Origin of the sequence: Streptomyces meridianus (assembly GCF_023703325.1) — a bacterium.
GTDB classification, from domain to species: Bacteria; Actinomycetota; Actinomycetes; order Streptomycetales; family Streptomycetaceae; genus Streptomyces; species Streptomyces meridianus.
Window position 1 is genome coordinate 65,562 of sequence record NZ_JAMQGM010000045.1, and the last position, 26,580, is coordinate 92,141.

The 26,580-nt window shown below is 69.0% G+C and carries 32 protein-coding genes; 16 read left to right on the forward strand and 16 right to left on the reverse strand.

The genetic code is table 11. From position 1 onward, the window contains the following. Positions 1 to 73 precede the first annotated feature (73 nt). From M1E25_RS20395 to M1E25_RS20415, 5 genes are all read left to right on the forward strand, one after another. A complete protein-coding gene (locus tag M1E25_RS20395) occupies positions 74 to 1,360 on the forward strand; it encodes an MFS transporter (RefSeq protein ID WP_251417760.1) in 1,287 nt (428 codons plus the stop codon). A gap of 248 nt (positions 1,361 to 1,608) precedes the next feature. Then, positions 1,609 to 1,752 carry a hypothetical protein gene (locus tag M1E25_RS20400; RefSeq protein WP_172629058.1) on the forward strand — a complete coding sequence of 48 codons (144 nt, stop codon included), beginning with the start codon at positions 1,609 to 1,611 and terminating at the stop codon, positions 1,750 to 1,752. Positions 1,753 to 1,861: 109 nt separating this feature from the next. Beyond that, the gene (locus M1E25_RS20405; protein WP_251417763.1) at positions 1,862 to 2,770 is read left to right on the forward strand and encodes an aKG-HExxH-type peptide beta-hydroxylase; all 909 of its coding nucleotides are present in this window, start codon (positions 1,862 to 1,864) and stop codon (positions 2,768 to 2,770) included. A 6-nt stretch (positions 2,771 to 2,776) separates the two neighbouring features. Next, positions 2,777 to 3,643: an aKG-HExxH-type peptide beta-hydroxylase gene (locus M1E25_RS20410; RefSeq protein WP_251417765.1), complete on the forward strand. Its 867-nt coding sequence runs from the start codon at positions 2,777 to 2,779 to the stop codon at positions 3,641 to 3,643. Positions 3,644 to 3,660: 17 nt separating this feature from the next. Continuing rightward, the gene (locus M1E25_RS20415; RefSeq protein WP_251417789.1) at positions 3,661 to 4,506 is read left to right on the forward strand and encodes a hypothetical protein; all 846 of its coding nucleotides are present in this window, start codon (positions 3,661 to 3,663) and stop codon (positions 4,504 to 4,506) included. 92 nt (positions 4,507 to 4,598) lie between these two features. Here M1E25_RS20415 and trpA read toward each other — a convergent pair whose 3' ends face one another. The 4 genes from trpA to M1E25_RS20435 form a co-directional block, all read right to left on the reverse strand. Further along, positions 4,599 to 5,468, reverse strand: coding sequence for a tryptophan synthase subunit alpha (trpA, locus tag M1E25_RS20420; RefSeq protein WP_251417791.1), 870 nt, complete (start codon positions 5,466 to 5,468; stop codon positions 4,599 to 4,601). Then, complete coding sequence (locus M1E25_RS20425) at positions 5,465 to 5,614, reverse strand: hypothetical protein (protein WP_251417793.1); 150 nt, start codon at positions 5,612 to 5,614, stop codon at positions 5,465 to 5,467. The genes trpA and M1E25_RS20425 overlap by 4 nt, the downstream gene beginning before the upstream one ends. Positions 5,615 to 5,896: 282 nt before the next feature. Beyond that, entirely contained in the window at positions 5,897 to 7,684 is a 1,788-nt protein-coding gene (locus M1E25_RS20430; protein ID WP_251417795.1) for a type IV secretory system conjugative DNA transfer family protein, read from the reverse strand. Between the two features lie 23 nt (positions 7,685 to 7,707). Next, positions 7,708 to 8,112, reverse strand: a complete 405-nt coding sequence (locus M1E25_RS20435) for a hypothetical protein (protein ID WP_251417798.1) — start codon at positions 8,110 to 8,112, stop codon at positions 7,708 to 7,710. An 18-nt stretch (positions 8,113 to 8,130) separates the two neighbouring features. On the opposite strand from M1E25_RS20435, the gene M1E25_RS20440 reads away from it, so the two are divergent. Then, the gene (locus tag M1E25_RS20440; RefSeq protein ID WP_251417800.1) at positions 8,131 to 8,553 is read left to right on the forward strand and encodes a hypothetical protein; all 423 of its coding nucleotides are present in this window, start codon (positions 8,131 to 8,133) and stop codon (positions 8,551 to 8,553) included. 597 nt (positions 8,554 to 9,150) lie between these two features. On the opposite strand, the gene M1E25_RS20445 is transcribed toward M1E25_RS20440, so the two are convergent. The 12 genes from M1E25_RS20445 to M1E25_RS20500 all read right to left on the reverse strand — a co-directional run bounded on the left by M1E25_RS20445 (position 9,151) and on the right by M1E25_RS20500 (position 19,408). Then, positions 9,151 to 9,903, reverse strand: a complete 753-nt coding sequence (locus M1E25_RS20445; protein ID WP_251417802.1) for a hypothetical protein — start codon at positions 9,901 to 9,903, stop codon at positions 9,151 to 9,153. 375 nt (positions 9,904 to 10,278) lie between these two features. Further along, complete coding sequence (locus M1E25_RS20450) at positions 10,279 to 10,716, reverse strand: hypothetical protein (protein ID WP_251417804.1); 438 nt, start codon at positions 10,714 to 10,716, stop codon at positions 10,279 to 10,281. Positions 10,717 to 10,818: 102 nt separating this feature from the next. Beyond that, entirely contained in the window at positions 10,819 to 11,316 is a 498-nt protein-coding gene (locus M1E25_RS20455; protein WP_251417806.1) for a hypothetical protein, read from the reverse strand. A 63-nt stretch (positions 11,317 to 11,379) separates the two neighbouring features. Then, positions 11,380 to 11,631, reverse strand: a complete 252-nt coding sequence (locus M1E25_RS20460; protein WP_251417808.1) for a hypothetical protein — start codon at positions 11,629 to 11,631, stop codon at positions 11,380 to 11,382. 89 nt (positions 11,632 to 11,720) lie between these two features. After that, a complete protein-coding gene (locus M1E25_RS20465) occupies positions 11,721 to 12,140 on the reverse strand; it encodes a hypothetical protein (RefSeq protein ID WP_251417810.1) in 420 nt (139 codons plus the stop codon). A gap of 139 nt (positions 12,141 to 12,279) precedes the next feature. After that, positions 12,280 to 13,791, reverse strand: a complete 1,512-nt coding sequence (locus M1E25_RS20470) for a VirB4 family type IV secretion system protein (protein ID WP_251417813.1) — start codon at positions 13,789 to 13,791, stop codon at positions 12,280 to 12,282. Positions 13,792 to 13,819: 28 nt separating this feature from the next. Next, positions 13,820 to 14,269: a DUF6238 family protein gene (locus M1E25_RS20475; RefSeq protein WP_251417815.1), complete on the reverse strand. Its 450-nt coding sequence runs from the start codon at positions 14,267 to 14,269 to the stop codon at positions 13,820 to 13,822. Positions 14,270 to 14,322: 53 nt separating this feature from the next. After that, positions 14,323 to 15,795, reverse strand: coding sequence for an SCO6880 family protein (locus tag M1E25_RS20480; RefSeq protein WP_251417818.1), 1,473 nt, complete (start codon positions 15,793 to 15,795; stop codon positions 14,323 to 14,325). 78 nt (positions 15,796 to 15,873) lie between these two features. Beyond that, positions 15,874 to 17,190, reverse strand: a complete 1,317-nt coding sequence (locus tag M1E25_RS20485) for an SCO6881 family protein (protein ID WP_251417820.1) — start codon at positions 17,188 to 17,190, stop codon at positions 15,874 to 15,876. Positions 17,191 to 17,211: 21 nt separating this feature from the next. Then, complete coding sequence (locus tag M1E25_RS20490) at positions 17,212 to 17,874, reverse strand: hypothetical protein (RefSeq protein ID WP_251417821.1); 663 nt, start codon at positions 17,872 to 17,874, stop codon at positions 17,212 to 17,214. Next, positions 17,874 to 18,185: a DUF6112 family protein gene (locus tag M1E25_RS20495; RefSeq protein WP_251417823.1), complete on the reverse strand. Its 312-nt coding sequence runs from the start codon at positions 18,183 to 18,185 to the stop codon at positions 17,874 to 17,876. Before M1E25_RS20495 ends, M1E25_RS20490 begins: the two co-directional genes overlap by 1 nt. A 101-nt stretch (positions 18,186 to 18,286) precedes the next feature. Next, a complete protein-coding gene (locus M1E25_RS20500) occupies positions 18,287 to 19,408 on the reverse strand; it encodes a C40 family peptidase (RefSeq protein WP_251417826.1) in 1,122 nt (373 codons plus the stop codon). A gap of 513 nt (positions 19,409 to 19,921) precedes the next feature. On the opposite strand from M1E25_RS20500, the gene M1E25_RS20505 reads away from it, so the two are divergent. From M1E25_RS20505 to M1E25_RS20550, 10 genes are all read left to right on the forward strand, one after another. Then, the gene (locus tag M1E25_RS20505; protein ID WP_251417828.1) at positions 19,922 to 20,677 is read left to right on the forward strand and encodes a DNA-methyltransferase; all 756 of its coding nucleotides are present in this window, start codon (positions 19,922 to 19,924) and stop codon (positions 20,675 to 20,677) included. A 242-nt stretch (positions 20,678 to 20,919) separates the two neighbouring features. Next, positions 20,920 to 21,474 carry a DUF4913 domain-containing protein gene (locus tag M1E25_RS20510; protein ID WP_251417917.1) on the forward strand — a complete coding sequence of 185 codons (555 nt, stop codon included), beginning with the start codon at positions 20,920 to 20,922 and terminating at the stop codon, positions 21,472 to 21,474. Next, a complete protein-coding gene (locus tag M1E25_RS25945) occupies positions 21,474 to 22,070 on the forward strand; it encodes a hypothetical protein (RefSeq protein WP_372501207.1) in 597 nt (198 codons plus the stop codon). The genes M1E25_RS20510 and M1E25_RS25945 overlap by 1 nt, the downstream gene beginning before the upstream one ends. Positions 22,071 to 22,146: 76 nt before the next feature. Beyond that, positions 22,147 to 22,494 carry an SH3 domain-containing protein gene (locus M1E25_RS20520; RefSeq protein ID WP_251417830.1) on the forward strand — a complete coding sequence of 116 codons (348 nt, stop codon included), beginning with the start codon at positions 22,147 to 22,149 and terminating at the stop codon, positions 22,492 to 22,494. A 116-nt stretch (positions 22,495 to 22,610) separates the two neighbouring features. Beyond that, positions 22,611 to 23,090, forward strand: coding sequence for a hypothetical protein (locus M1E25_RS20525; protein ID WP_251417832.1), 480 nt, complete (start codon positions 22,611 to 22,613; stop codon positions 23,088 to 23,090). A gap of 159 nt (positions 23,091 to 23,249) precedes the next feature. After that, complete coding sequence (locus tag M1E25_RS20530) at positions 23,250 to 23,531, forward strand: hypothetical protein (RefSeq protein WP_308290456.1); 282 nt, start codon at positions 23,250 to 23,252, stop codon at positions 23,529 to 23,531. Between the two features lie 10 nt (positions 23,532 to 23,541). After that, positions 23,542 to 23,958 (forward strand): hypothetical protein, encoded by a 417-nt coding sequence (locus tag M1E25_RS20535; RefSeq protein ID WP_251417834.1) that lies wholly within the window; start codon positions 23,542 to 23,544, stop codon positions 23,956 to 23,958. A 42-nt stretch (positions 23,959 to 24,000) separates the two neighbouring features. Next, on the forward strand, positions 24,001 to 24,852 hold the full coding sequence (locus tag M1E25_RS20540) for a winged helix-turn-helix transcriptional regulator (RefSeq protein WP_251417836.1): 852 nt from the start codon (positions 24,001 to 24,003) through the stop codon (positions 24,850 to 24,852). Continuing rightward, positions 24,849 to 25,361 carry a hypothetical protein gene (locus tag M1E25_RS20545; protein ID WP_251417838.1) on the forward strand — a complete coding sequence of 171 codons (513 nt, stop codon included), beginning with the start codon at positions 24,849 to 24,851 and terminating at the stop codon, positions 25,359 to 25,361. The genes M1E25_RS20540 and M1E25_RS20545 overlap by 4 nt, the downstream gene beginning before the upstream one ends. An 80-nt stretch (positions 25,362 to 25,441) precedes the next feature. After that, a complete protein-coding gene (locus M1E25_RS20550) occupies positions 25,442 to 26,569 on the forward strand; it encodes an MFS transporter (RefSeq protein WP_251417919.1) in 1,128 nt (375 codons plus the stop codon). The last annotated feature ends 11 nt before the right edge of the window (positions 26,570 to 26,580 follow it).

Consider the following 26,580-nt stretch of genomic DNA (forward strand, 5'->3'; position numbering starts at 1 on the left):
ACGGGGCACACACGACGTCATTCCGTCGTTCGTCCCGGTCATCTTTCGGGACGTCACACTGCTGGAGTCACAGGTGTTCTTCGCTCGACGCCGCCCTCACGGAAGTCTCGTCGCGCTCCTGCGTGACAACGCCGACTTCCGGCGCCTCTTCTGCGCTTCCGCTCTCAGCCTGACCGGCGACTGGTTCACTTTCGTCGCCCTGAGCAGCTTCGTCTACCGCCACACGGGCTCGCCGGGCTGGACAGCACTGCTGTTCGCCGTCAACTCCCTGCCCGGGGTCGTCCTACTGCCGCTGATCGGACCCCTCACCGACCGGTTCGACCGGCAACGCCTGCGCATCGCTTGCGACCTGGGCGCGATCATCCCAGTCGCCGGCCTGCTGGTCGCCTTCCACATCCAGTCCGTCCCTCTGGCCCTTGGCTGCCTGGCAGGGCTGTCCATCGCCGCAGCGATCGCGAGTCCCATCCCCGAGGCTGCGCTGCCGAACCTCGTCACCTCCCGCGAACTCTCACTGGCACAGACCGCGCTCGGGAGCCTGTACTCGGCGGGCCTACTTGTGGGAGCCGGCCTGGGAGGCGTGGTCTCCGCGGCATGGGGCCCCTCGGTCACTCTCGTCATCGACGGGGCAACCTTTGCCGTCTCCGCACTCCTCATCAGGAGGATCAGGCAGCCGCTCGCCAAGACGATCGCCAATGGCCGGATTCGGGTGCGGGCTGATACGGCCGAACTCTGGACCTTCGTACGGAGGATGCCGGTGGTGTCCGCCTTTCTGTGGCTGACTGTGGGACTGCGCCTCTGCTATGGCATGGTCGGCCTGCTGCCTGTTTACGCCCTCGACCGTTTCCACGTCGGCGACGCCGGCGTCGGGGCCCTGTATCTGGCGCAAGGACTTGGCGCCGTACTGGGCCCCTTCCTCGGCCGACGACTCGTCGCCGGGTCGATGCGCCGCAGACTGAACGCGGCCGGTGCCGCCCTTGCCCTCTTCGGGCTCGGCTATCTTGCCCTGGCCCAGGTCACAGCCCTCGGTCCCGGCATGGCCGCAGCCCTGATCGGCCACATCGGAGTGGGCGCCTGCGCCATCCTCGCTGTCAACGGCCTTCAACTCGCGACACCCGACCACATCCGCGGCCGGGTCATGGTCCTCGTCTTCGGCATCTCCTCCGCTTTCCAGGGCGTGTCGTCCTTGGCGGTGGCACCTCTGGCCGCGTCCATCGGCATGCCCGACACCACCCGACTCCTCGCTGCACTCGCCATCGTCTGCGCGGTCGTCTGGACGATCGGTGTAACACGCACGGGGAGGGCGGGAAAGCACGTCGAACCGGACATGGCCCACGAGGACACTCCGGACCTCGCGCACTGAGTCCTGTCAAGAACATGCTCACCTGCACCTTCGAGGGATGGTCCGCGGGCCGCAGCAGCAAGCGGAGGAACCACTCCCATGTCCGGCTCCGAGTGTGACCAGCGCATATGCAGTCACCCTCACGTCCGGTGTTCGGCCGCTATCCACACTGTGATCGCCCCTTCGTGGGAGAGAGTGTTGAAGCGGCAACGGGTGTCCGGACGCACGGTGTCGCACGGCAATGACCAGCCCCGAAGGGAGTGAATACAGTGGACGACCTCCTCCAGAAGATCGCCGCGACGATCACGAACGAGGACATCACGCAGGCGCAGGAGTCCTCCGCCGCCATGAGCGAGACGAGCGGTGACGCCAAGAAGTACCGGCTCCAGATGTTCGCCGCCGACCAGGGCTGAGCCCGAGCGGGCCGCCGCCGCAGGATAGATCCGCTCAAGATCCCTGCGGCGGCGGTCCGCGATCGCCCCCCAAAAACAGTAGCTGCCGCCGATGAGGCGAGGAGAAGCCATGCTGCATCTGTTCGGAGCTGAAGAAAACCTGAGGACAATCACCGCTCTCGCCTTCCCTTTCATCGACAAGGGGCAGCCGGTGACATTCCCTGTCCTCAAGGAGGCGTACCGGTCCTTCCTCCGAACTGTGCAGCCGAGCGTCCCGTCGGAAACCGGTGACGAGCCTGCTTACATCCAGGAGACGCGTCGAACCCTGGAGTATCTGGGCATCTTCAGTGCTGACTCGGCCTTGACCGACACCCGCTACCAGTTCGGAACCGTGAACGAATCCTCGGCGGCAATAGAAGCAGGTGCGCATAAAACTCTGGCCTGGACCCGGAAATGCGCGGGCGCTATCGCTCGGCGAGACGAAGCCTTCGCAGCGCTCTTCCCGCTGGCCACGAACGCGGTCTTCCAAGCGCCCAGCGGGATAGCCAGCGGAGGTACCACCAGTGCCGCACTTGGTGTCCTTTGGGTCGACCCGAGGGACTCGTGGGGTGACCGTGATCTCGAAGAATTCTTGATACATGAGCTGAATCACACGCTGATTTTTCTGGACGAGTGTCGATTCGGACTCTTCACGTCCTATCCGGAACTCCTCAAACAGGAGAACTGGGTTACTTCCGCTATCCGCAAGACAGTCCGACCCCTGGACAAGGCGTACCACAGTGCGATTGTCGCCGCCGACGTCCTGTTGGCCCGCGAAGAAATTCTCGGGCACCCGGACTCCGCGATACTTCACCCTCTCTCGCCGGCCATGGCGCAGGGCGCCATGGAGGCTATCCGGGACATCGGGCTTCCGCCCACGCGAGATCTCCTCACTCCGCACGCGCTGGAAATCCTGGACCGCTGCCGAACAGAGGTGGAGCGCCTGACCCGGAAGAACGGTTGGCCTGTAACCGTCCCGGGCCGGCGAGTGAGGAGCTGATCGGGCGTGTATTTTCTCGAAGGTGCTGCCATCAACCTCCAAACGATTATGGTGCTCGCCCAAGCTCACCTGCCGGAGGGGGAACCGCTCACCGAGAGCACCGTCGCACGGGCCTACCGTGGCTATCTGGCCGACCTTCAGCCGGGCGTACCCAGCACCCCCACCGCCGAGACCTTCCTGGTGCGCGACGAACCCCAGGCGCAATTCCTGGCCGACTTGTTCGGTCTGCAGGGTAGCCCGGCGGAAACTCGGCAAAAAGCCGTAATGGAAAAACCATCGATGGACGACAGGAAGGTTGCTTTCTTTGAAGAGGGGCTGAAGCGACTCGCCCAGTATGACCCCGAACTCTCCGCGCTCTTTCAGATGGCTGTGAAGTCGATTTTCTCGACTCCCGTCAGCCCTATCGCCGGCAGCATGACCGTACGTGCTGCACTCGGCGTGATGTGGGTATACCCGCTCGCAACCTGGGCTACCGATGACTTGATCGAGGCGTACGTACACGAACTTACCCACACGCTCGTCATGCTCGACGAGCGCCGGTTCACGCACTACCCACACTACGATGAACTGGACCGCGAAGAGAATCTCGTGAACTCTGCGATCAGGAACGAGAAACGATCGCTCTTCGCTTCCGTGCACAGTGTCTTTGTGGCGAGTGAACTGCTGCAGTTGCGAGAATCCCATCACGGCCACGGTATGGAGTTTCGCATACATCCGCCATCGCGGGGCATGCGCGAAAAATCACTCATTGCCCTCGAATCCGTTCTCGCTCTCCCGAACATCGAGCGCCTTGCCAGCCCTCGGCTCCGGGAACTGCTCGAAAAAACGGGAAAACAGCTGGACGCTATTCGTCCTGGCGCACTGGGCTCCTGACCGAGAGAAGGTGGACAATGTTTTTTCTCCGAGGTCCCGAAGAAGGTCTCGAGGACGTCGTCACGCTCTCTGCTCCCTATCTCGACCGCCGCAGCGTCTCGCTTCCTGCGGTCAAGGCTGCCTACCAGACGTACCTCGCCGTCCAGCAGCCCAAGGTTCCGGCGAAGACCGTGGAGCACACCGAATTCGTCCGCAACGGAGCATGGCGGACGGAGCTGAGCGGCTGGTTCCGCAGTCCTGACGCACCGGACATGGAGGGGGTGCCGGAGGACGCTTCAGCGGTGGAGCGGGCCATGGATAGAGTCGAGGAGGGATTCCGCGTCCTGTGCGGGAGCGAGCCGGAACTCGCCCCGCTGTTCGATCTCGTGGTCAACCAAGTATTCGTCATGACGCTCCCGCAAGAGCCGGGCAGCGGTTCCTCCTTCGACGGAGTCGGGCTCGTCTACATCAACCCTCTGCCCGAGTGGAGTACGCAGGACGTCATCGAATGCCTGGTCCACGAGTTCGCCCACACTCTCCTCTACCTGGATGCTCTACGACACACGCACCACCCTGACTATCGCCTGCTCGACATGCCGGAAAATGAGGCGGAAACCGCGATTACCGGGCGGCGTCGGTCGATCTTCTTCGCATTCCAGAGCTTCCTCATCGCGGCCGAGATCCTCACCGTGCGACACCGTCACCCCGAAATCTGTCCCGGCGTAGGCATACACGGGTCCACCCCCGAGATCCTGGCCACCGCGAAGAGGACGTACGACCGCTGCATGGCGCATCCGAACCTCGACGCTCTCGCAACACCTCGGCTCAGGGCCCTTCTCTCTGACGCTCGCACCCGCATGCAGGAGATCGAGCAGAGCATGTAGCCGAAGATTGCGCACTGTTGGCTCACGTCTCGTGGCGCCCACTTCACGTGAAGCAGTTGGGGAACGATCTTCGAGGGCGCGGGGAATGATCTTCAGGGCTTCTCGTCGCACGTAAGCCCCACTCGTGCACGCCCCGCCTGATTGAGCGAGGCAGCGAATCGCTCCACGAGCGGGATTGCTCGATCAAGCCCTCCGTCGGTGAGCGCACGCACCAGCGGTGAGCCGATCACCACCCCGGCCACACCACACTGCTGAACGGCAGCTGCGGCCAGCTCAGGTGTGCTGATCCCGATGCCGGTGAGAACCGGAGTCGTCGGCGCGATGCGCCGAGCCGATCCGACAAACGAGGCCAAACTGGCGAGATCAATCCCAGCCAAGTAGCCCGTCCGCTTTCCTGTCGCCGCAGGAGCGTAGATGAAGCCTCTTGCCGCCCGACACGTAGCACTCATCTCGTCGCGCGAAACGCCACGATCGGCCAAGAGCGGTGCGGTGATTCCATGCTCAACAGCTGTCATCGCCCAGGTCCGCGAGTATCCGGGCGGCACGTCGGGAACGAGGCATCCGGCAGCCCCCACGGAAGCGAGCTCACGAGCCATTCGCTCCGGACCATAAGCCAGAACCGTCGCCCAATAGATCATGGTGACCACGGGCCTGTCCGACAGCGTGGATACTTGCCGCACCGTTTCCAGCGTGGTGCTCACGCCATCGCCACGACGAAGCGCGCGGCGATGCGCTGCGGCAATAACCGGGCCGTCGAGCCAAGGATCCTGCGCGGGAGCGCCCACCTCCAGCACCGTCGCGCCATTCTGGGCGAAGGCGACGAACGTCTCGACACTGCTACGCAGATCGGGATAGCCAGCTACCGAGAAGGTGCCGAGAGCGGGCTGTGTACTGTCCAAACCGATTCGTAGGGCGTTGCTCGCCTGGTTCGCCGCGTCACGTACATGTACGTCATACGTCATCGCAGGTCACCTGCGATCCGGTCAGCACGGCGTTCGGAAAACGAGTACGCCAGGCCGACCTCGAACAGGTCGGCTCCTGCCTCGGCCAGGTGTTTGAGGTTGCGGCGTTCCTCGGCCGGAGCATTCAGTCCGGCGGGGACGAACACGCCGAGCTGGCAACGGGGTTGGGTGAGGGCGGTTCGGAGGGCTTCGGCAGTGTCCAGGACGGGCTCTTTCGTATGGTGATGGCGTCGTCTCCGTGGTGGGTCAGCGGCGATGTCCGTCCGGTGTGGGCGGGGCGTTTGCTGGAGCGGCGGCACCATCCCGGACCTCTTGCTTTCCGCGCACATGACGAGGTGGGGTTCAGGGGTGCGGCAGCGTGCCGGCTCGTGACCGGGACCGGCAGGAAGGGTGGTGGGCGCGGCGGACGACGGGTGCGGACAGGGCTTCTACGCGGCGGTGCCGTAGTCGCCCTGAGTGGGAGCGTGCTTGGTGACGGCGCGGGCGGTGATCGCCTTCGACGCGCGGGCCGAGGCTGCGGACAGCTCGGCGGTGCCGGGCTCCAGATACCAGGGGCGCAGGTCGAGCATGGCGGCGCGCATGCCGGTGGCGAAGCACAAGGCGGTCCCCTTGGGCAGGGCGCGGATCGCGTCAGCGGGCAGGATCCGCTCCTGTCGCATGCTGACGGAGGTCGATTTGCCGGACTGGGAGTGCGAGGTGGACGTGGTCTCGACGTCGTGGTCGCCGATCAGCCGGGAGAGCTTGTCCGCGAAATCCGGATCGTCGATACCGGACCCGATCACCTTGATGGTCGAGGCGGACCACAGGGAGTCCATGCCCGCGTCGCCCCACACCTTCTGGCCCTGGCGGTAGGACTGGAGGATCGTGACGGGGATGATCCCGCGGGAACCGAGGTGAGAGTACAGGTCCGGAAGATCGCTGATCTTGCACACGTTCGCGGCCTCGTCGAGAATCGCCAGCATGGGCGGGTCGAGGCGCCCGCCGGCGCGCTCTGCCTGTGCGGTCGCGGCCCGCATCACCGAGTCCGCGCATGCAGCTATCAGCGCGCTCGCTCCGCCGCCACCGTCCTTGCTCAGCAGGTAGAGGGTGTCGGTGGAGGTAGCGAACTCAGGCGGACGGAACTCGGCGACGCCCGCCTGTGGGGTGACCCAGGCGGCGATCTCGGAGTTGAGCAGGGCCGCTGCGTACTGGCGGGCGGTTTCGTAGATGCCGTCGCGGGTCTCGGGTGGGCCTTCGACGGTGCCCTTGAGTTGGGCGGCGACGGCGGTGAAGCCGTGATCGCGCAGGACGTCCAGGGGGGTGCGGTCGGCGGGGAAGGCCAGCCATTGCGTGACGTCGGTGATGGGCCGTTCGTCGAGCGCGGCGGCGAGGAAGAGCTGGGAAAGGATGTTGGATCCGGCCTTCGACCAGAAGTCGCCCTGCTGGGAGGCGTCCACGCTCGCGGCGAGGAAGTGCCCGGCCAACCGGACGGCGCCGTCCAGCGTCTTGGCGTCGGCGAGCGGGTTCCACCACATGGCGCGGGTCGCGTGCGCGATCTGCTGCGGGTCCATCGACCACACCTGCCCCACCCTCGCTCGGGCGTCGATGGTCGCGGTGTAGGCGTCGCCGGCAGCCTTGTTCGAGGTCAGAAGGACCGGTCCGGGGGCGTTGAGGGTGGAGGGGATCGCCAGGCTGGTGGTCTTGCCGGAGCGCGGCGCCATGATCGCGACCGCGACGTCCTCATACCCCATGCGGACCTCATGCTTCGAGTCCTGCAGGTTGCCCAGGAGGATGCCGGTGTCGTCTCCGTCGATGCGCTTGGCGTTCTTCAGACTCGGGCGCAGGGAACGGGCCTTGTCGGTGATCGCCTTGGCCATCAGCGGCTCGATATCCCTCGGCTTGGCCATGCCGGTGACCATCTTCTCCCGGCCTCCGCGGCCCTGGTGCCGGGCCCACACGATGCCGACCGCGGCTCCGAGGGCGAGAAGCACGGCGATGGGGACGATGCGAGTACTGATCAGCAGGGACGTTTCCCCGGCGGCCGGCCAGAGCTTATCGGGATGCAGCAACGCCGCGGTCGGCTGGTATGGCGCCCAAGCGGTTCCGGTGAGGTAGGCGGTGATGTTGCCGGACAGCCACGCCACGTGGGCCAGAGGAACGACGATGGCGAAGACTGTGAGGAGGAAACGGAAGGCGATGTCGTAGCTGTCGGAGGTGTTGCTGGAGGGAGAGGGCAAGGGCTGTGTTTTCCGGGCGATGGTCAGCGGGTGCGGCCATGTTCGGACGCCGGCCGTCGCAGCGCTCCCGATTCGGAGCCCCGGCGCCCGCTCGCCTGCTCACCGAGGTGGTCCAGCTGGGTGAGCTGCCGGGGACGTTGGAGGCGGGCCAGGAGAGAGGAGGCGCGGCGGGCGGCGGAGTTGATGTCGCGGAGGACGTGGCCGTGCCTGGCCCAGTCTTCGAGGCACCGCCAGCACGTGGCGTGGTGCTCAGCCAGGGCGTCCTCGAAGGCCGGCGTGCCGGGCCGGTCGCCGGCGGGAAGTCTCTCGCGCCTGCCCATCCATTCCTGGTGCAGGGTGTCGAGGCGGTCGAGTGCGGCGTGCAGGATTCCGAGTTGGTGGCCCCAGCGGTTCTGCGCGGCATCGGCCGGCAGGTTCTCGAGCTGCATGTCGGCGGTGATCAGCAGGTGGCGGGCGCCGGCGCGGAGGGACTCGAACGCGTCGGCGGTATCGGCGTCACGCTGCCTCCGGCGAAGCCTGTAGGCGTGATCGTCGAGCGGCCAGCCGTCGAGGTCGGTGTGCCAGTCGGCGTAGGCATTCCAGGTGTCGAGGATCTTCCTGCTGTTGCGGAGGAAGCCGTCGAGGCTGCGGAGGAACGTGCGGTGATCGGTGGGATGGAGAGGGATGGTGAGGCTCCTATCTGCGGTTCAGCGAGAGGAGTTGAATGGGCGATGGACTGGGAACACCGCGGGTATTGGGCGCCGGCGGGTGCACGCGTGGACAGCACTTCGGTGGCGAGTTGTCCCCACGGCCTGCTCGTGGCAACCGGGCTGGGCGGGATCAGCGACAGGGGCCACGGAGTGGCGTCGAATCAGATGAGGAACACCTGAGGGCGGGCGTTGTGGATGTGCGTGATGACGTGCCTCACGAAGAGGTAGCTCCACGAGCTGGTCGGTGGGACGGCCGAGCTGGTGGGTGATCTCGTCGGCCAGCTGCACTGGGTGCGGGTGGGTTGGGGCATGGGCCTCCGGTTGATCAGTGGTGGTGTCGGTAGCCGATCCGCTGTGTCTCGGTGAGGACGGCTTCGGGGCGCGCGCTGGCCAGACGGGAGGCGCGGTCGGGGTCGGCGGGAAGGCAGGCGCGTAGATAGCGGCGGAACAGGGCGGTCGCAAGGCGGGGCCTGTGGCGGCAGTGGATGGGTGAGGGCGTGCGGGGTGCTACGGGTATCTCCGGTGAGTCGTACGGTGTGGTGCGTGTCGCGGGCGTCCCGTCCTGGGGAGTCGGCGCCGCCGTTCGCTGTGGCGTGGTGCGCCGTGGCAGTGCGGGATGCCAGGGGCCGGGGGCGCGGTTGCGGGGAGTGGCGGGCGCTCGAGCCCGGGCGGAAGCGGATCTCGTGCTCTGCTTGCTGGTCGGGCGTAGTCGAACTTCGGGATTCAGGTTGGCCTTCAGCTCGGTTGCCCTTGAAGGGCTTCAGAGCAGTGGCGGCTTCATCGAGCCCTGGTCGGCGAAGCGTGACGAGCAGCCGGGGCCGATGGTGTGGCAGGGGTTGCGCTTGGGGCGAATCGGCCCGAGGGGTGCTGGAGGGTGGTGGCGATGCCGTGGACGTCGAGCTGCTGGCCACTCGCACGCACGGCGTGCGCTTGCGTGGTGGTGTCGTCGCCGCTGAGCCGGTAGATGCCGACCGCGTCGGGGACGAAGCCGTTGGCGGCCAGCACGGCGGCGGCCGTCTCGCCGACGGGCGCGGCGGCGAGGCTGCCGTCCTCCTGCCAGGTCAGGACGACCCGCTCCGGCTGCGAGGGCTGGACGGCGGCCACGGCGGTGCGGCGGACCTGGGCGAGCGCGATGTCGAAGCGGGCGAGCAGGTCGCCGGTTACCTGCTCGGCGCTCAGGATCGGGTCATCGGTCAGGACGATGCCGTTGGGCTCGCGGATTCCGCGGTATGCCTCGTCGGGGAGTTCGCCGGGGGCGATGCCGGCGATGAGGAAGCCGTCGTGTTCGTCGTGACGCTCGAGGAGGACGAGCTGGGTGCCGTCCGACCGGGTCAGGATCGCCGCTTGCCCGGGCGAGTGTTGGGCGAGGGACTCGGCCACGAGGTCCATGTCCCAGACGCGGTCGACCAGTTGGGCGAGGTTGTTCTTCTGCTCGGGTAGGTGGTGGGTGCTGGTCCAGATGCCGGGCAGTGCGCCGGCGAGAACGGCGGCGTACGAGGCGAGGCGCTGGGGGCTGTCGGGGTCGTACATGGTGTCCTTGGCGAGAAGGGGTCAGTGGCGCATGCCGCGGGCCGGGGGCGGCGGTGGAGCGGCCGGCACAGTGCGCGGCGGGGGCGGGCATGCACACACTGCGGATCGTTCGCGCTCGGTGGCGGGGACTTCTGCGGTGCAGGTGCTGCGGCCGGGTTGCGGGGCGTGCCGGTCGGCGAGGGCGTTGCGGGTGTGGACGAGGTCGGTCCGGATGGCCTTCAGGCGCCGGTCGGCGAGGTAGCGCAAGCGCCGGGCGGTGTGCGGGTCATCCCGTGTCGCCGAGGTCGTCGTGGAACTCGGCGGTGGCGAGGAGAACGTCTTCGAGGGCGGCCCCGCTCCAGGAGAGGGCACGATCGGGACGGCGGATGGGGAGGCTCACCGGATGCCCCGGGCGTCGGCGATGTGCACGAGCTGGCCGAGGGCCGTGGTGGTGTACCAGCCGCAGTCGACGACCGCGTCGTGCCCGGCGTACTTCGGCAGGAGGTGTTCCTCCATGGCCCGCAGGTAGATCAGGCAGTCCGGGCAGCGCCGCGAGAGGTGCACGAGGTAGCGGGGGTGGCCGGTGATGTACGTCTGCGCGCCTCCGGTCGCATCGCGCAGACGCCATCCGTCCTTGTCGGTCGGGGTGTGCCAGGACGGGGCGACAACGCGCACTGCATCACCCCACAACTCTCCGCCGGCCACGCCCTTGAGGACGATCACCTGGTCGCCGGCCTCGAAGTGGGCGTGCGTGATGTCGCGGGCGGGGGTCAGCGGGTCGGGCGTCGGCGCGAACGCCGGGGTGGGCGGAGGCGTTCGAGACGGCGGGGTCATACAAGTCCTTCCACACAGGGGCGAAGTAGCGGCGGGAGGACCAATGGTCCAGAGCATCGCCGGTTTGGCTAACCGGTGCTCCCTGGCTATGTTCCAGTCCGGTCAGAGGAACGGGTTCTCCGTCCCGCGGTCCGCTTCGCCGGCCGCCTCGAGGAGTTCGTGTAGATCGGCACCGTCCGCATCCCGCTGGTCGATCCACCACCCGGCCCGGGTTATCGGACGGGCCTTCTCTTCCAGCTCTGCCCAGTCCGCCTCGTCCCAGGAGCCCTCGACGACCAGTACGGCGTGCGCGGCCGTCATCAGCTGGTGCCGGCACCGCTCACCCCACTCCATGGCCCTCTCCGAGCCCTCCAGACCCGGCATCTCGAAGTTCTCGGCCCACTCCGATACAGCTTGCTGCTCCTCTGCACGCTTGGCAGTGAGCCATTGCTCCTTGGAATCGGTGTCGGCGTCACGCGCCTCCTTCCAGCAGTCGGTGCAATTCCTGCCTGCGAGCCAGCGGGCGAAGCCGGACCTCCGGTCGGCGGGCCGGTCGGACAAGTCATGGATGAGCGAGTGGCCACACTCGTGCTCGACGGTCCACTTCGTACGGACAGTCATGGATGAATCTCCTTGAAGACATGCGAAAACGGGGTAGTTGCAGGGGCCGCACGGTGCTCCGGATCAGTGGTGCGGCCGACGCCCGGGCCAGGCGGGCGCGGTGTTGGGCGATGGGTGTGCCGGTCCGGTGCCGACGGCTGGTTCGGTGGCGGGGTGGTACGGGTCGGTGGCGAGATGCACGGGGTAGTGGGCGGCGGCCAGCATCTGCGCTGCCCAGGTGGCGTGTTGGTTCTCCCAGTCGCGCCCCATGTCGAAAGGGAGCCGGATCCAGTAGCCGCGGAGAGTCGGCTCGAAGAGAAAACCTGCTCGGCTCAAGACACCTCGAGAGAGGGAGTCGATACGGCCGTCGACTTGGACCTGGCCGCCCCGTCCGCGGGTAATGCGGATCTAGTCGGCGCCGGGCGTCATCGCGACCGTCCGTTGCCCTGGGTAGCCAGGGTCGTGGTCGGCAGCGAGGTGACCGGGGCCACGCCGCGTTGCAATGACCGGTCGGTGGCAGCCCGCGCGATCCGACTTCGCCGCTCCGCGAGCCCGTTGGGCCTGGTCGGGCACGGCGGGCCTGCCGAGGCAGTGGGATCGAGGACGGTGTCGACGTGCACGGTGAAGCCGTGGCTGCGCAGGTCTTGGATGGCCTGCCGGGTCCGGCGTGGGCCGTCGCGTTCGGGCTCGATGAGCCGGAAGAGGTCCGGCTGGTCCGGGAGAGACTGGAACTGCTCCCGTACCAGGAACCAGTGGGCCACGTGTGCTGGCAGCGAGGGGTTGAACGCAGCTACGAACCCGTGCTGGAGGTGGGGGCCGAAGGCGAAGTGGGTGCCAGAGTCCAAGAAGGTTGTTCTCCTTTGTCGCGGTGGATGGAGGCTTTCCGGCGGGGACATGGGCTGGCCCGCCCTGCGGGCGGGGCTGCGCCCACGGCTGGGGTGGGGGCGGCGGGGGCGCTTCTGTTTTCGTGAACTCGGCGCTTTTTCACTGCATGCGGGTGTCGGTGTCGAAGAGTGCCAGTTCGTGGGCGTGGAGGAGGTGTTGGACGACGAAGGAGTGTCCGGCGACTTTCCACAGGCCGCGTCCGCGGTTGAGGTGGGCGATGGCGTGCATCTCGACGGAGGTGAGGCCGAGCAGGTTGGTGGCGGCGTGGAGTTGGTCGCTCTCTTGCCGGTAGATGATGCGGGTGGAGCAGTCGGCGAGGAGTCCTTCGGCGAGGGCGCGGCCCCGTGATCCGGCGTCGCCGGCGGTGAGCAGGTCGGAGAGCCGGTGGATGACGAGTAGGTTGGCGATGCCGAGGCCGCGGCTGAGCTTCCATTGGGCTTGCATGCGCTGGAGCAGGCCGGCATGGCGCATCAGGCGCCATGCTTCGTCGTAGACGATCCACCGCCGTCCGCCGTCAGGGTCGGTGAGGGCGGATTCCATCCACGCGGATGCGCAGGTCATGGCGAGGACGAGGGCGGTGTCGTCGCCGGATCCGCCGAGTCGGGACAGGTCGATGCTGAGTATCGGCGCGCCGGGATCGAAGGCGACCGTGGAGGGGGCGTCGAACATCCCTGCGAGGTCGCCGTGGACGAGGCGGCGCATGGCGTGGGCGAGGTCGCGCGCTGCGTCGCCGAGCCGGCCGGACATCGCTCCTGCGGTTTTGTCGAGTTCGGCGGGGTTGTTGAGGGCGGCGGCGACGTCTCCGATGAGCGGTGCGCGGTCGGTGTCGGCGCGGGTGACGACAGTGTCGAGGGCGACGTCGAGGGCGGTGTGTTCCATCGGCAGCAGGTCCCGGCCCAGGACGGTCCGGGCCAGCGAGCCGAGCAGGAGCAGGCGGCGCTTGCGGATCTCGCCGGCCCAGTCGGCCTCGGAGGTGCCTTGCGGTCGCGGGGGTGCGTCCAGCGGGTTGAGGCGGCCGGGTAGCCCGGGGCCGAGGGCCACGGTCGTGCCGCTCAGCGCCTGTGCGACGGGCGTCCATTCGCCCTTGGGGTCGCACGGCACGTAGATGCGGTAGCCGAAGGCGATCGAGCGGAGGGCGAAGCTCTTGGCGAGCGCGGACTTGCCCTGGCCGATCACCCCGGCGAGCAGCACGTTGGGGTTGGTGAACCCGTCGACCTTGCCGTACAGGGCGAAGGGGTCGAACACGAAGCTCGCTTCGGCGTGGACGTCGCGGCCGATGTAGATGCCCTCGGCGCCGAGTCCGCCTTCGGCCAGGAACGGATACGCCCCGGCGGCGATCGCGGTCGTCATGCAGTGGGTCGGCAGGCGCAGCCGGTTGCCGCGGGCGGAGCCGGGGCCGGGGCGTCCGCTCGCCGGGTACAGGGGAGCGGGTGTTTCGTTGTCGGCCGGTTCGGTGCCGGCTGGCCGGGCGGCCGCCGCGGCGTGGGCCGTGGTGGTGGCTTCGGCGAGCCGGCGGCGGGCGTCCTTGCGGCTGGCCCGGTCGGTGCCGTGGGGGGTGAACAGTGGGGACGCGGTGGCACGGCGGGCTCGTCGGGCGGGCCGGTGGCTCATCGTGGGCCCTCGTTTCGGCGGGTGGTGCTCACCGGACGCATGCGGTCGTGTGCGGGCGGTTGAGGTCTGCGGGCGTGGTCTTGCGGCGGACGGTGTGTCCAACGGCGAGGTGGCGCTGGCAGATGGTGAGGACCGGTGGTCCCTCCGGGAGCCGCTCGGGGTGGCACTCGGCGGCGTCTGCAGCTGCGGTCGGCAACAGGTGGAAAGTCGTGTGGACTTCGGCGCTGGCCTGCCACAGCCGGGTGTGCGCGGCGGCGAGGTGGCGGCCTGCGCTGGGATGCGGGGGACGCGCGGTCTCGGCGAGCTGGTTGAGCAGCCGGTTCAGGGCGACCAGGTGGGCGTGGAGGACGTCGAGGTGGGCGCGGTCGACCGGCGCCGGCAGGGCCGAGGTACTTCGGGCGTGGGTGTGGTGGCGGATGCCGGCGGTGGCGGCGCGGAGGTAGGGGTGCGCGTCGTCGGGGCGCGGGGGAGAGGTCACAGAGGGGCGGGGTCCTTCCTGCCACCGTGGTATCGGTGCGGCGGGCGGGCCGTTCAGAGGGTGGTGCGGGCGAGCGGTAGCGCAGAGGTGGTGAAGGCGTCCGGCTGCTGGTAGTTGAGGCGGCGCAGGTCGACGCCGGCGGTGACGGCGGCGGTCTCGATCTGCGCGCAGGCGGCGTCGAGAAGGGTCTCGCTCTGGGCGGTGACGGTGACCAGGCCGGTGAGGGCGATGTCGGCGTGCCCGGCGATGAGCTGCCGCTCGCGCTGCTTGACGTCGGCGTATTCGACCGCGTCCTCTTCGCTGTCGACCTGGCCGCGTCGGGCGCGCTCGCTGGCGTCGGCGGTGATCGCGGCCTTGCGGCGCTGGACGTCGCGGAGCGCGGACTCCAGGGGTTGGGGCACGTAGATGAGGGAGAGGCTGCGGCGGACGCCGGCGCTGAACATGATCCCGTGCAGGAACCCGGCGCCCGTTTCGGTGCGCGGCCAGTTCTCCACCCAGTACGTGGCGTGGTGGGCGGAGTCGGTGGCGAGCCGGTCGTACTCCTCGACCTGGACGACGGGCCCGGCGGCTGCGGGATCTGCTTCCGCGCGACCGGTTTCGGACCACTGCTGCAGGGCCGAAAGCGCGTTGGGGTCATAGGCGGTGCGGATCACGGCGGCGATCTCCCGCGCGCTCAGCCACCGGCTGATCTTCAGTCCCGCGCTCCGGGCGGCCTGGGCGACGCCGGCCGTGGTCTGCTGCATGACGGTGAACGCACCGGGCATCCCACCGCCCGCCTGGTTGATGAGCCGCTTCGCGGCCTTGAGGTCGAGGGAGATGGCCAGGTAGGTCTCGTGCGGGGCCGCGGCGGGACCGGCGGAGGCGACCAGCTCGGAGTAGATCTGCCCGGCGACCGGGGCCTCCGGGCGGCCGTGCTGGGCCCAGTGCCGGGCGAGGGTGTCACCGGAGTCGGGAACGGTGCGCTCCAGGACCTGCACAGTGGCGACACAGCCGCCGCGGGCGAGGCCCGCGAGCGCGCGCCCCCACCCGTTCACGTTGTGGTTCTGCGCGGCCGCATCGAGCAGGGCGAAGGCGCGGCTGCTCACGCGGGCGATGGCGGTCAGGGTCTGCCGGTGCGGGTCGTGGACGGCCGCGGCGCCGTTCGCGGAGTCGCCGGGGGTGACGACCATGAGGGAGGCAGCGGTGCCGGGCAGGTGTAGGACGCCGTCCTGCCGGGGCCGGGTGATGGGCCGGGCGAGCCACAGAGCCTGCCCGGTGCGGCGGCGCAGCGCATAGCGGGCGACGACCGGGGCCCAGTCGATCAGGGAGCGCCCCTGCCAGTGGACCGTGACCAGGGCGGCGACCGCTGCCCACAGCGGCGCGAGGACGATCGCGCCCAGCAGCCCCATGGAAACCACGGTCACTAGCAGCAGCGCCAGCGCGCAGGAGACGAGGACGAGTTGGCCCAGGGTGAGGCCGAGGAGGATTCCGCGGCGGGAACGGTACGGGAACTTCACCACGGGCGGGATGACGGAAAGATCGGACAAGAGCTGGTCCTCGAGGCGCGGGGCCCCGGGGCAGGAGACGAACGGAGTGCCTCGTGCAACCGGGGGGCGGGCAGGGGGTCAAAGGCCGTGCGGGGGAGGCGGCGGCGAGGAAGACCCGTTGGTGCCGGCGGTCTGCGATCCGGACGATGGCGGGACGCCCTGCGGCGGCGGGGTCGTGGTCGGAGGCGTGGACTGCCATCCGCCGGCCAGGCCGGCTGCCGAGCCTTGCCCGGAGTCCGTACCGGGGTTGCCGCCTATTTGGCCGCTGGCTTCGTCGGTGACGTTGGTCGGTGGCGGCTGGACGGCCTTCTCCAGACCGGCGTTGGCGGCGTCACCGCCCGGCGAGATGCCCGATCCTTCGCCGGGGATCGAGTCCGGTCCCTGCGGAGCGGCGCTTCCTCCGGCGCCGGCTCCGGCCCACGCGCCGCCGGTCCCGGCGGTGGCCGCCAGCGCGGCGGTCTTCCGCCCGGCGCGCTCGGCGTGCTGCCTGGCGAGCTGGGCCCCGGCCCCACCGGCGCGGTGGAGGGACTCGCCGTCAGATCCTTCGGCCGCCCAGTGGACGAACTTGAAGGTCGCGTACGGGCACAGCAGCACCAGGATCATGATCACGATGCCGGCGAGGATGTCGGCGAGAGCGGCGAGGCCGTCCTTCGCTTCGGTCTTTCCCATCGCGGCGATGCCGAGCACGAAGATGATCGTCATCAGCAGCTTCGAGACCACGAGGGTGGCCGTGGCTTCGATCCAGCCCTTACGCCAGCGGCGAGCGACTTCCCATCCTCCGCCGGCCCCGGCGAAGACGGCCAGAGTGACCATGACCAGGATGCCCACTTTCCTGACCATCATGACGCACCAGTACAGCAGTGAGCCGATGGCGGCACCGAGCGCGGCGAGGACCATGACCAGCCATCCGAGGCTGCTCAGAGCGGTGAGTTGGCCGACCTTGACGATGCGGCGGACTGCGGACTCGAGGTTCAGGTTCGCGGCTTTGAGCAGGCCCGCTGAGAGGGCGTCGACCACCTCGATCGCGACGGTCGTCAAAGCGATGGCTGCGAAGGCGAAGATCACGCCGGACGCGGTGCCGGTGAACGCCTGGGCGAGGGCTCGTCCGTCGCGGCGGACGGCTGCGCGGACCAGCTGAGCGCAGAACGTGGCCACGAGAACGACCAGGCCGATCGGCAGGACCGTCTCGTAGTTGTCGCGGAACCAACCGGCGTTGAGGTCGACGCGGGTGGTGGAGTCGACGGCCTCGGCTGCCAAGTCGACCGAGGCCGCGGCGAGTTCACCCGCGGACTTCGCCATCCAGTCTCCGATCGCCTTGCCCGGGTCGGAGACGAAGTCCACAGCCTGGCCGACTGCGCAGACCTCGTCCGTGAGGGGGAGATCACAAAACCCCATGAGGGCTACCTCCTTTCCGGGTCAGGGTGCGACGCGCGGCGCGATGGCGACGAGCGAGCAGTGGACGGACGGCCGGCATTGCACGGCGAGGGTGCTCGATCGGTCCTCGGCCCCTTGGCCGCCTCCCGCCCAGGCGATGGTCTGCTTGCCGGTGACGGTCACGGCGTAGATGTAGGCCTGTGTGATCGCGGCGGGATCCTCGGTGAGCGCCTGCTTGAATGCGGCCGGGTAGTGGGCCTCGGCGACGGTCGCTGCAGCGCGCTGGTTCTGGTCGGCCATCCGCGACCACAACAGCGGATCGGGCACCTGCGTGGAGACCGATTCCCAGTCGCGGTACCGGCTCTCCCCGGTCATCCACGCCTCCATGCCGGCGAGCTGCTGCTCGTGGCCAGTCGTGCGGGTGTCGTAGGACCAGAGCATCTTGGCGGCGGCCTTGGCGAACCGGATCGGATCGGAGACCTTCGGCGGACGAGGGACCGAGCCGGCCTCGGTCGCCGGCTGCTTCGTCTCGACGACTGGGCTGCGCGGCGCCTGAGGGGCGTGGGAGGACGTGCCGTGTTGCTCGCCCCGCCCGGTGAGGAAGGCGATCGTGCCGGCCACCGCAAGCAGGCAGGCGAGAGCGATGGCCGCCAGGGTGATGCGCCGGTTCGGGCCGCTGCGGCTGCCGAGGGATCGTGGGCGCATCACTGGATCTGCGCCCCCAGGGTCGTGAAGAAGGCGACGATGCCGTTGGCGGCGCCGAGGCCGAGCGCGGCGCCGGCGGCCACGACGGCGCCCTTCTTTCCGTTGGCTTCGGCCTGGTGACCACCGGTGTGGTGACCCCAGGCCCACACACCGAGGCTGACGGCCAGGGCCCCGACGACGGCGACGATGCCGAAGAGGTTGATCGAGTTGACGACGGTCTTCAGCACGGACAGCCCCGGAAGGCCGCCGCCCTTGGGGGAGATGCCCGGATCGTAGGCGAGCTGGATGAGCGGGTCGGCGAAGGGTGACACGGGTAGGGCTGGCTCCTTGCGTGCGCAGGCCAAAAGGACCCGGCGGACGGGAAGGTGAGGAAGTGGGGGAGGGGAGACGGCGGGCGCGGCAGGGGCCGGCGTCAGACGACGCGGCGTGCGGCGAGGACGTCCCAGTCTTGGATCGGTGTGATCCGGACGCGTTTGCCGGTGCGAGGGGCTTCGATGACTAGGCCCTCGCCGAGGTACATGCCGACGTGCTCGGGCCGCGCGGCACTGCCGCGGCTGAAGATCAGATCACCGGGCTTCAGCGTCTTCGTCGAGACGGACTTGCCGTCGTGGACCTGCGTGTAGGTGGTGTCGGTGAGCCGGATGCCGGCCTGGGAGTAGGCCTGCTGCGTCAGGCTGGAGCAGTCGCACCGGTCCATCGGGTCGGGCCCGTGCGGATCCGTGCAGGAGCCACCCCACTGGTACAGCGTGCCGAGCTGGTGCATCGCCCAGACGATCGCTTTCCGGGCTCGCGGGTCGGTGCCCTTCGGGATCTTGTAGCCCTTCGGGACGGCTCCCTCAGGGATCGGACCGAAGGACGATCCGTCCCCTGCGCCACCGCAGCCCGCTCGAGAGGGCGGCGCCGAGGTGTGCCGGCCGGGATCATCTCGGCCGGCACGGGGGAAGGTGGCGGCGATGGCCTTCTGCAGCGCGGTCGCGAGCGGCTCCCACTGCGCGTACGCGCCCGGGTAGCCGGACTTCTGCACCGCCTGCGCGGCCTGCGTGAGCGTCATCTGCTGCCAGCCGTGGACCTTGACCAACCCCTGGTAGAAGCGGTCACTCGCGTAGAGGGGGTCGCGGATCTGTTCGGCGGTGCCCCAGCCCTGACTGGGGCGCTGCTGGAACAGACCGAGCGAGTCGCGGTCGCCGTAGGTGAGGTTGCGCAGTCGGCTCTCCTGCAGGGCGGTTGCCAGGGCGACGATTTGTCCGCTTCGGGGAACGTGCAGGCTGATGCCGGTTGCGACGATGGTCTGAGCGTGCGGGATCTGCTCGCCAGGCCGGTCCAGGCCCTCGATGCGGGCCTCGGAGGCGTCCGCGCCGTCGAGGATCTTGGTGACTTGCTCGGTGACCTTGCCGGTGTCCCGGTCGGGAAGGCACTGGCCGATGGCGCTGGCGCCGGTGGCGGCTTCGCTGGAGGCGGCCATCATCATGGCCGCGCCGCCGAGGAGAAACGGGGAGAGGACGACGACGCCGATGCCGGCGGCGAGTGCCTTCAACCCGTACGGCCCGCTCGCAGGTCACGGGCTTCGGGCAGGGGCGGGTAACGAGAGGTCATGCAGGAGTCCTTGGGTGCGGTGCTCGGCGTGCCGCGTGCGCGTGGTGTGGTGGAAAGGGGCGCGGCAGCCGGGGTGGGCGATCGGGGTGTAGGCCGCCGCGGGCGAGTTGCCGCTCGCTCGGCGGGGCCAGGTGGTGCGTCAGGTGCGCCGGGGCAGGAGGGAACCTCCGCGAGGCAGGGGATGGGAGAAAGCCAGCGCCGGTGTGCCGGCGGTTCAAAAACCGTAGGCCCGGATGGGCGGTTGACCAAGAAGTCGCCGTGAGGGATCGGAATCCGGCCCCCTCGCTACGGGCCTTCTTGGTCGGCGGCGAATTCGCCTCTACCGTTTTTGGACTCCCCTCGCCCTTCCCGATCTGCGCCTGGGCGTGAATTCATGCCCCTCTTCCTGCCCGCAGGGACTCCTGGCGTAAGGGGCTGTTCCCCCTCATGCTCCCACCCGAATCGGGGTTCCTCTTTGCCCTTTTCCCTCCATCAGGGCGACGCGCTCAGCGTCCTCGCCGACCTGCCGGACGACTGCGTCGACTCCGTGATCACCGACCCCCCGTACAACTCAGGCGGCCGCACCGCGAAGGAACGCACCAGCCGCAGCGCGAAGCAGAAGTACACCTCCGCTGATGCCCAGCACACGCTGGCCGACTTCACCGGCGAGAACATGGACCAGCGCTCCTACGGGTTCTGGCTGACCCAGGTCATGACCGAAGCTCACCGCCTCACCAAGACCGGCGGCACCGCCCTGCTGTTCACCGACTGGCGTCAACTTCCCATCACCACGGACGCGATCCAGGCGGCGGGCTGGCTGTGGCGCGGTGTGCTGACCTGGCACAAGCCGCAGGCCAGACCCCAGAAGGGCCGCTTCACACAGAACTGCGAGTTCATCGTCTGGGCGTCGAACGGCCCGATCGACGCCTCCCGCAACCCGGTCTACCTGCCGGGCCTGTACAGCGCCTCGCAGCCCTCGGGCGCGAAACGCCAGCACATCACGCAGAAGCCCGTCGAGGTAATGCGCGAGCTGGTCAAGATCAGCCCCGAAGGCGGCACGGTACTCGACTTCTGCGCGGGCTCCGGTTCCACCGGCGTCGCCGCCCTGCTCGAAGGTCGCGACTTCATCGGCGTGGAGAAGACCAAGCACTACGTCTCCATCGCCTCTGATCGACTCACCGAGACGATCCGCGACACCCTTACCCAGGACGACGTGGCTCTCACCATCTGACACGCCAACAACGTTTTCTACGGGATGAATTGGCTCGCTCGAGGCCCGAGGGCCCCGGCTTTTTGCCGCCCGCCACGGAAGCGGATCCGCTCATCCTTGCTTCCGCTGCCCCCTGTCGATGGCTCATAGGAGGCCCACTTTTCATGCCTGAATCCGTAGAACCCTCAATCGACGAGGAGTTGGAGCCGGTACGCATTCCAGACCCCCATTTGGAGGGGATCGAGGCCAGTGTCCGGCGGCTGATGGAGCAATCGGCGCAGCAGGCCCAGCAGCTCGACCATCTGGCATCCGCTCCAGCCTCCAGTGGATCGCCGTTCGTCGCGTTCGGCACGCCCGGACTCGGCGGAACATCCCCGGCGAGGCTGCCCGAACCGCGCCCCATCCTGGAGCTGGAGGGCGAGGAGTACGAGGACGAACTCGACGCCCTTTCGGACTGGGTGGACGACTTCCTTCTCCCGGTCTACGGCGCGGAGGTCACCACGGCGGCGCCTTGGTGCCTGCAGTGGCAGGAGCACGACGATGTTGTCGCCTGGCTCCATGCCCTGTGGCTCGCGTACCAGCAGCACAAGGATTCAGAGGCGGGCCTGTCCGGGCTGTTCGTGTGGCACCGCGATTTCCTCACCCACGCCATCGCGGCAATCCGCGCACCCGGCGGGCCGCTGTCGGCCTGCATGACCTCCCCGGACCGTCCCGCGCACCGGATCCTGCAATGCCCGCCGCCTTCTACCCGGACGGAGAAGGTGACGGCGAGCGAGCACCAGTCGGACGGCTCCGATGATCGGGACGAGTCGACGTGATGAACGAGGGGCAGCAACGGCCGGCCTTCGGCCTCAGCTTCGACCCCCGCGCCCTGAGCGACCTCCTCCAGGCCCCCAGCGACATCCGCGACCTGACCCTCGCCTACCTGCAGGACGTCGTGAACGCCCAGAGGTTCGGGCTTCGGCTCACGGGCGATCTGGAGGGCTACCGCAAGCTGTTCGTGGACTCTCGCCGGCAGTGGCGCCTCGTCTACGGCCTCCACCCGGCTCCCGAGACGTCCGCGCACCCACGAGAGATCCACGTCGTCGCGCTCCGGCCGCGGGCCGGGAACGACGTCTACGACACGGTCGGTGCCCGGCTGGGGATGACCCGCCGACCCACACCCTGCGCGAGGGCGGCTTCGCCACCGTCGAAGAAGTCCTCCAGTGGTGCGACGACCGGCTCAACGGCAAGGCCGGCCCTCTTCCGCCCGCGCGGCCAGCCACATCACTCACCCGCCCGATTCCCACACCGAAGGCGTCTGCTCCGCGCCCGCCAGGTCGATCGCGCTGAGCATCAAAGTCGACTGGGCCGGCGAAACATAGCGGACGACCGCCGGTTGGCCAAACCGGCAATTCTCCGGACTCTTGAATAAGGCCACCGGGACAACAGCAACCCCGACTGCCTCTCCACCCATTCCCCCCTTTTTCCTGCACGGAGGTTTCTTCCGCATGCGCTCAACCCGAATTGCCATATCCGCCGCGCTGGTCGGCGCACTCGCCTTGCCGATCGCCTCAGCGAGCGTGGCGACGGCCGCCCCGGCATCCGCGCCGAGCAGCGCCGCGGCCACCCAGTCGTGTGACCAGCTCGGTCCGTGGGTCATCGGTACGAAGGCCGTGAACATCCGGTCCAAGGCGTCGGCCAAGTCCACCAGCGTCGGCATCCTCTACCGCGGCCACAAGTTCACCGTTCACAAGAGCAGTGGCAACTGGCACTACATCACGGACAAGACCACCGGCGTGAAGGGCTGGGTTTCCGGCACCTACCTCTACCGCGACGTCCGAATGTGCCTCCACTGACAGGCGCTTCCGGCAACAACTCGTTCATGGTGCGGCTGAGTTAAGCCCTCGTTTGCTCAATTCCCTTCCCGTGAAAATCCGGGCGTCCGGTGTGCCCGGGCGGAGAGGAGTTCTCCTTGGTCGACGACATATCCGACGGCGCAGAGGATGTCGTGGGTGTGCTCACCGCACGGATCGAAGCGCACTTCGACATGGGCATGGACCACTTGGAGGCCGCGGTTGCTTCGGCTCCGGACGCCAATCCTGATGCGACCGACGTCGTGAAGTGGCACGGGCTGCTGGTCGAATCCCAGACGGTGCTCGACGGCGCTGAGGACGCCCTGCTCGCCGCGTTGGAGACGCAGCCCAGCCAGGTCGACGATCCGACGATGGGCCTCGCCCACCACGTCAACGCGGCCGTCGCCGCGCGCGACGGACGAGCCATGGTCGTGCGGTGGCTTCTCGACCCCGACGCTCCCGGGAAGGGGGGTCTTGCCGCCGAACAGCTGACCCGTCTCAACCGCGGTCCGGGCCGGGGCCCGGCGGTGCAGACCAGGCCCGCGCCCCGGCCCGGGACCGCACCGGCACCCCAGGCGGGAAGGGGAACCCTGCGGTGAGCGCCCGGCTCAAGCCGAGCACCGTGGACGGCCGGCTGCATCAGGCATTCGGTGCCCCGGTCGCCGAGCTGTACGAGACGGCTAACAGTGCCGATGCCGCTCCTGCTGTGACCTGCGCCGTGGAGCTGCGTTCGGTACCTCGCCCTGGCCGAGGACCAGGTGGCCCATGTCCGCGACCGCGTGCACCAAGCCATGGCACCCGAGCGCGACATGGGTGAACTGTCCGCGGACGACCTGTGGATGGATGCCCAATGGCTGGAGGCAGCGCTCGAGGCCCGCTACCTCACTGCGCTCGACGACCTGCTGCGCACCATGCCGCCCACCCGGCCAACAGGCCCGGCCTGTCCTATGACACAGCCGGTGATCACCACCGCCTTGCCCCTGGCCCTCGCCGCCCCGGCACCGCAGCGTGCCGGGGCGGCCCGGGCCCGCCGACCGTGAAAGCCCCTGATTGCCTCACCGCACGTCCACCGAGATAGCCGGGCGGATCGAGGACCTGTACGGCGCACCGCTCGCTGACCTCCACGCCCACGCCCGCGCCCAGCCACCCGGCATGCTCTCCACCCTGCTCGGCATGCACCACGACCTCGCCTCTGCTGAGCGCAGCATCGACATCCACCGCGACCATCTCGCCCAACTCGTCCACCCAGGGCGGCAGATCGGCGGACACGAGGTATCGCACGTTCTCGACTGCGCCCGCCGGCTCGCCGAAGCAGCTGCCGTCCGCGACGTCCAAACCAAGACGGCCTCCGCCGTGCTCCGAAGCCTCGGACGCCTCTCCTCGCTTGAGCGATCCCGAGCCCCGTCCGCCGTGCCGGCCGCCCTCACCCCTGCCGTCCCGGCCGCGAGCGCTGCTCGCAGCCGCTGACCTCTCCGGGCATACCCATCCCTCACCGCTGGAGTTCCTCCAATGCCGATCGCCGGTCCGCTCCCCGACACCGACACCGACGTCGCCCGGGTCACCGAGGCACTCGCCATGATCACTCCGCGATGGAACGTGCGGATCCTGCTGGCCCTCTCCGGCAAGCCGCTGCGCTACAGCGAGATCGCGGACAAGTTCACCTGGCTGCAGAACGGCCAGCTCCACCCGAAACTGCGGACCCTGTGCGATGCCGGCCTCGTCCAGCGCACCGAGCACACCCCACGTCACGTCACCTACGGCCACACCGATCGCGGCACGGAGCTGCTTCCCGTACTGCCGCTGATCGTCACCTGGGCCGAGGAACATCTGGAGACGCCGGAAGGTCCGCTGCCGGCGATCGAGCAGATCGAGGACAGCCTCACCCTCCTCACCCGACGGCACGCCGCCGCGATCCTGTGGGTGCTGAAGTCCCGCGGACAGGCCAGCGGCAGGGCTCTGGCCAGCATCGTCCTGCCCGACAGGGACTGGACCAACATCTATCCGCCACTGCGGCAGCTCGTGGCCGACGGCCTGGTCGACACCGCCTGCACCGGGCAGCCCTACCGGCTCTCCGCGGCCGGGAGGGGTCTGGGAACAGTCTTCGCGGCCCTGTCCGCATGGTCCGCCGGACAACCGCTCGCGCAGGCCGCCCAACACCCGCTCTGGGGACGCCCGGAAACCGCCCCCGCTCGCAGGAAGTGGGTCAGCAACCGCTCACGGCTGCCGGCCCCGGCAGCCGCGCCGTCGCCGGTACGAGCCGGTCAGAGCTCCGCTCCGACATGGCAGCACCGCGACCTGTTCTCCCACACCACCCCGGCCCGACCGAAGACGGCACTTCCGGCGGGAGGCCCGCACCGATGAACCCCTCACCCTCGACGGCCGGCATCCGCCACGCCTGCACGGTGCTGTCCTCGCCGGCCCTGATCCGCCTGATCACCGAGATCGACGACAACGGCCCCATCCCGTCCCGCGGGCTCGCACGCACTCTCGCCGATCTCCCTTCGCACCACCTGCGCCAGAGCATCGACCTGGCCCGCGACCTCGACCTGGTCCACCTCCGACCCGGCACCGGCCTCGGCCTGACCAGATCCGGCGCGGAGCTGTCCGACGTCTACGACGCGATGGCCCGTTGGGCACGTCGCCACTCCTACCCGGCCCCGGTCTCCGACTTCAACCGCCGTATCCAGCACACCCTCGCTCTCCTGACCGAGGCGCCGACCTTCGCTTTTGAAGGAAGCCCCCGCGCCCCAACTGCCGGTGCGCTGTTGCCGAGCGCGGAAGCGGCTGCGGACCTCGCCCGGCTGCGGGACCTGCTGATCCAGTGGCTGGACGCCAACCCTCAGGCCGCCAACTCCGCGCCGGCCGCGTGAGCGCACACACCGCCCGGCACGCACCGACCTTGCTGCGCGGCATCTACCTGCCACGGACGGCCGACGGTGCCGCGTTCGCGATGACCACCTACGGCATCCCTCTCCTGGTCCTGGCGACCACTGGCTCGGCAACGCTGACGGGGCTGGCCTTCGCACTGGAGTGGCTGCCACGCCTCGGGGCGTTCACCGTTGCCGGCACGATCGTCGACCGCCACGGCGCGACCCGCGTCCTCCGCACCGCATGCGCCCTCAGGGCCCTGGTCGTCCTCGCCGCCGCGATCCTGCTGGCGGTCCTTGATACCGGGGTGGCGGTGGTGGTGACGGTGATGACGCTGGCTCCGTTGACGGGCCTCCTCACCGAGTTCAGCTACGTCGCGGCCGAGACTGCCGGCGGGGAGGCGAGCCGTACGGCCGGGAGCCGGGCGCATCGAGTGCAGTCCGTCCTGTTGGGCATCGACCAGACGGCGATGCTCGCCGGGCCGCTGATCTCCGGATTGCTGCTGGAGCACGGCGGCCCGGCCGTGATGCTCAGCACGCTCGCCGGCTTCTCCCTCCTGGCCGCCGCCCTCGCCCCCCGGGAGTGGTCCGTCCCGACCGATGCCGCGACGAACAACAGCGGGCTACGGGCAGGATGGCGGACCCTACGGTCGCTGCCGGCTCTCGCCTGGCTGGTCGGCGGCTTGGTCGTCTCCAACACCGCTGTCGGCCTTCTCCAGGCAGCGATCCCGGTGATCGTGGTCACCGAGCTGGGTCGCTCCAGCGCGGACGCCGGACTCATCTGGTCCGCCGCCGCTTTTGCCTCCCTGCTCGCCATCACCGCGGCCCGCTGGGCGATCGACCGCTGGGGCCTGTGGCCGGTCGGCGCCGCTGCCGCCGCCATCGCCGCCGGAGCGACCCTCGCCGTAGCTCACGCCGACACCTACGTGGGCTACCTCCTGCTCATCGCTGTCCTGATGGCCGGCGAAGGCGGCCTCACCGTCGTCCTGCGCACCCTGCGCTCCCACCTCATCCCCACCGAGGTGTTCGGCAGCACTCTCGCGGTGACGATCCTGCTGCTGCTCCTGCCCTTCCCTGCCGCAGGGCTACTTGTCGCGGCAGCTCCGCCCGCTGAGCTCGGCCATGCCGTCACCGTCGCCGCCCTCCTGCAGGCCCTCGGCCTTACCGCGGCCTTCATTCGACTGCGCAACCTGCCCGCAACACCTGCCTGATCGCGAGCAGC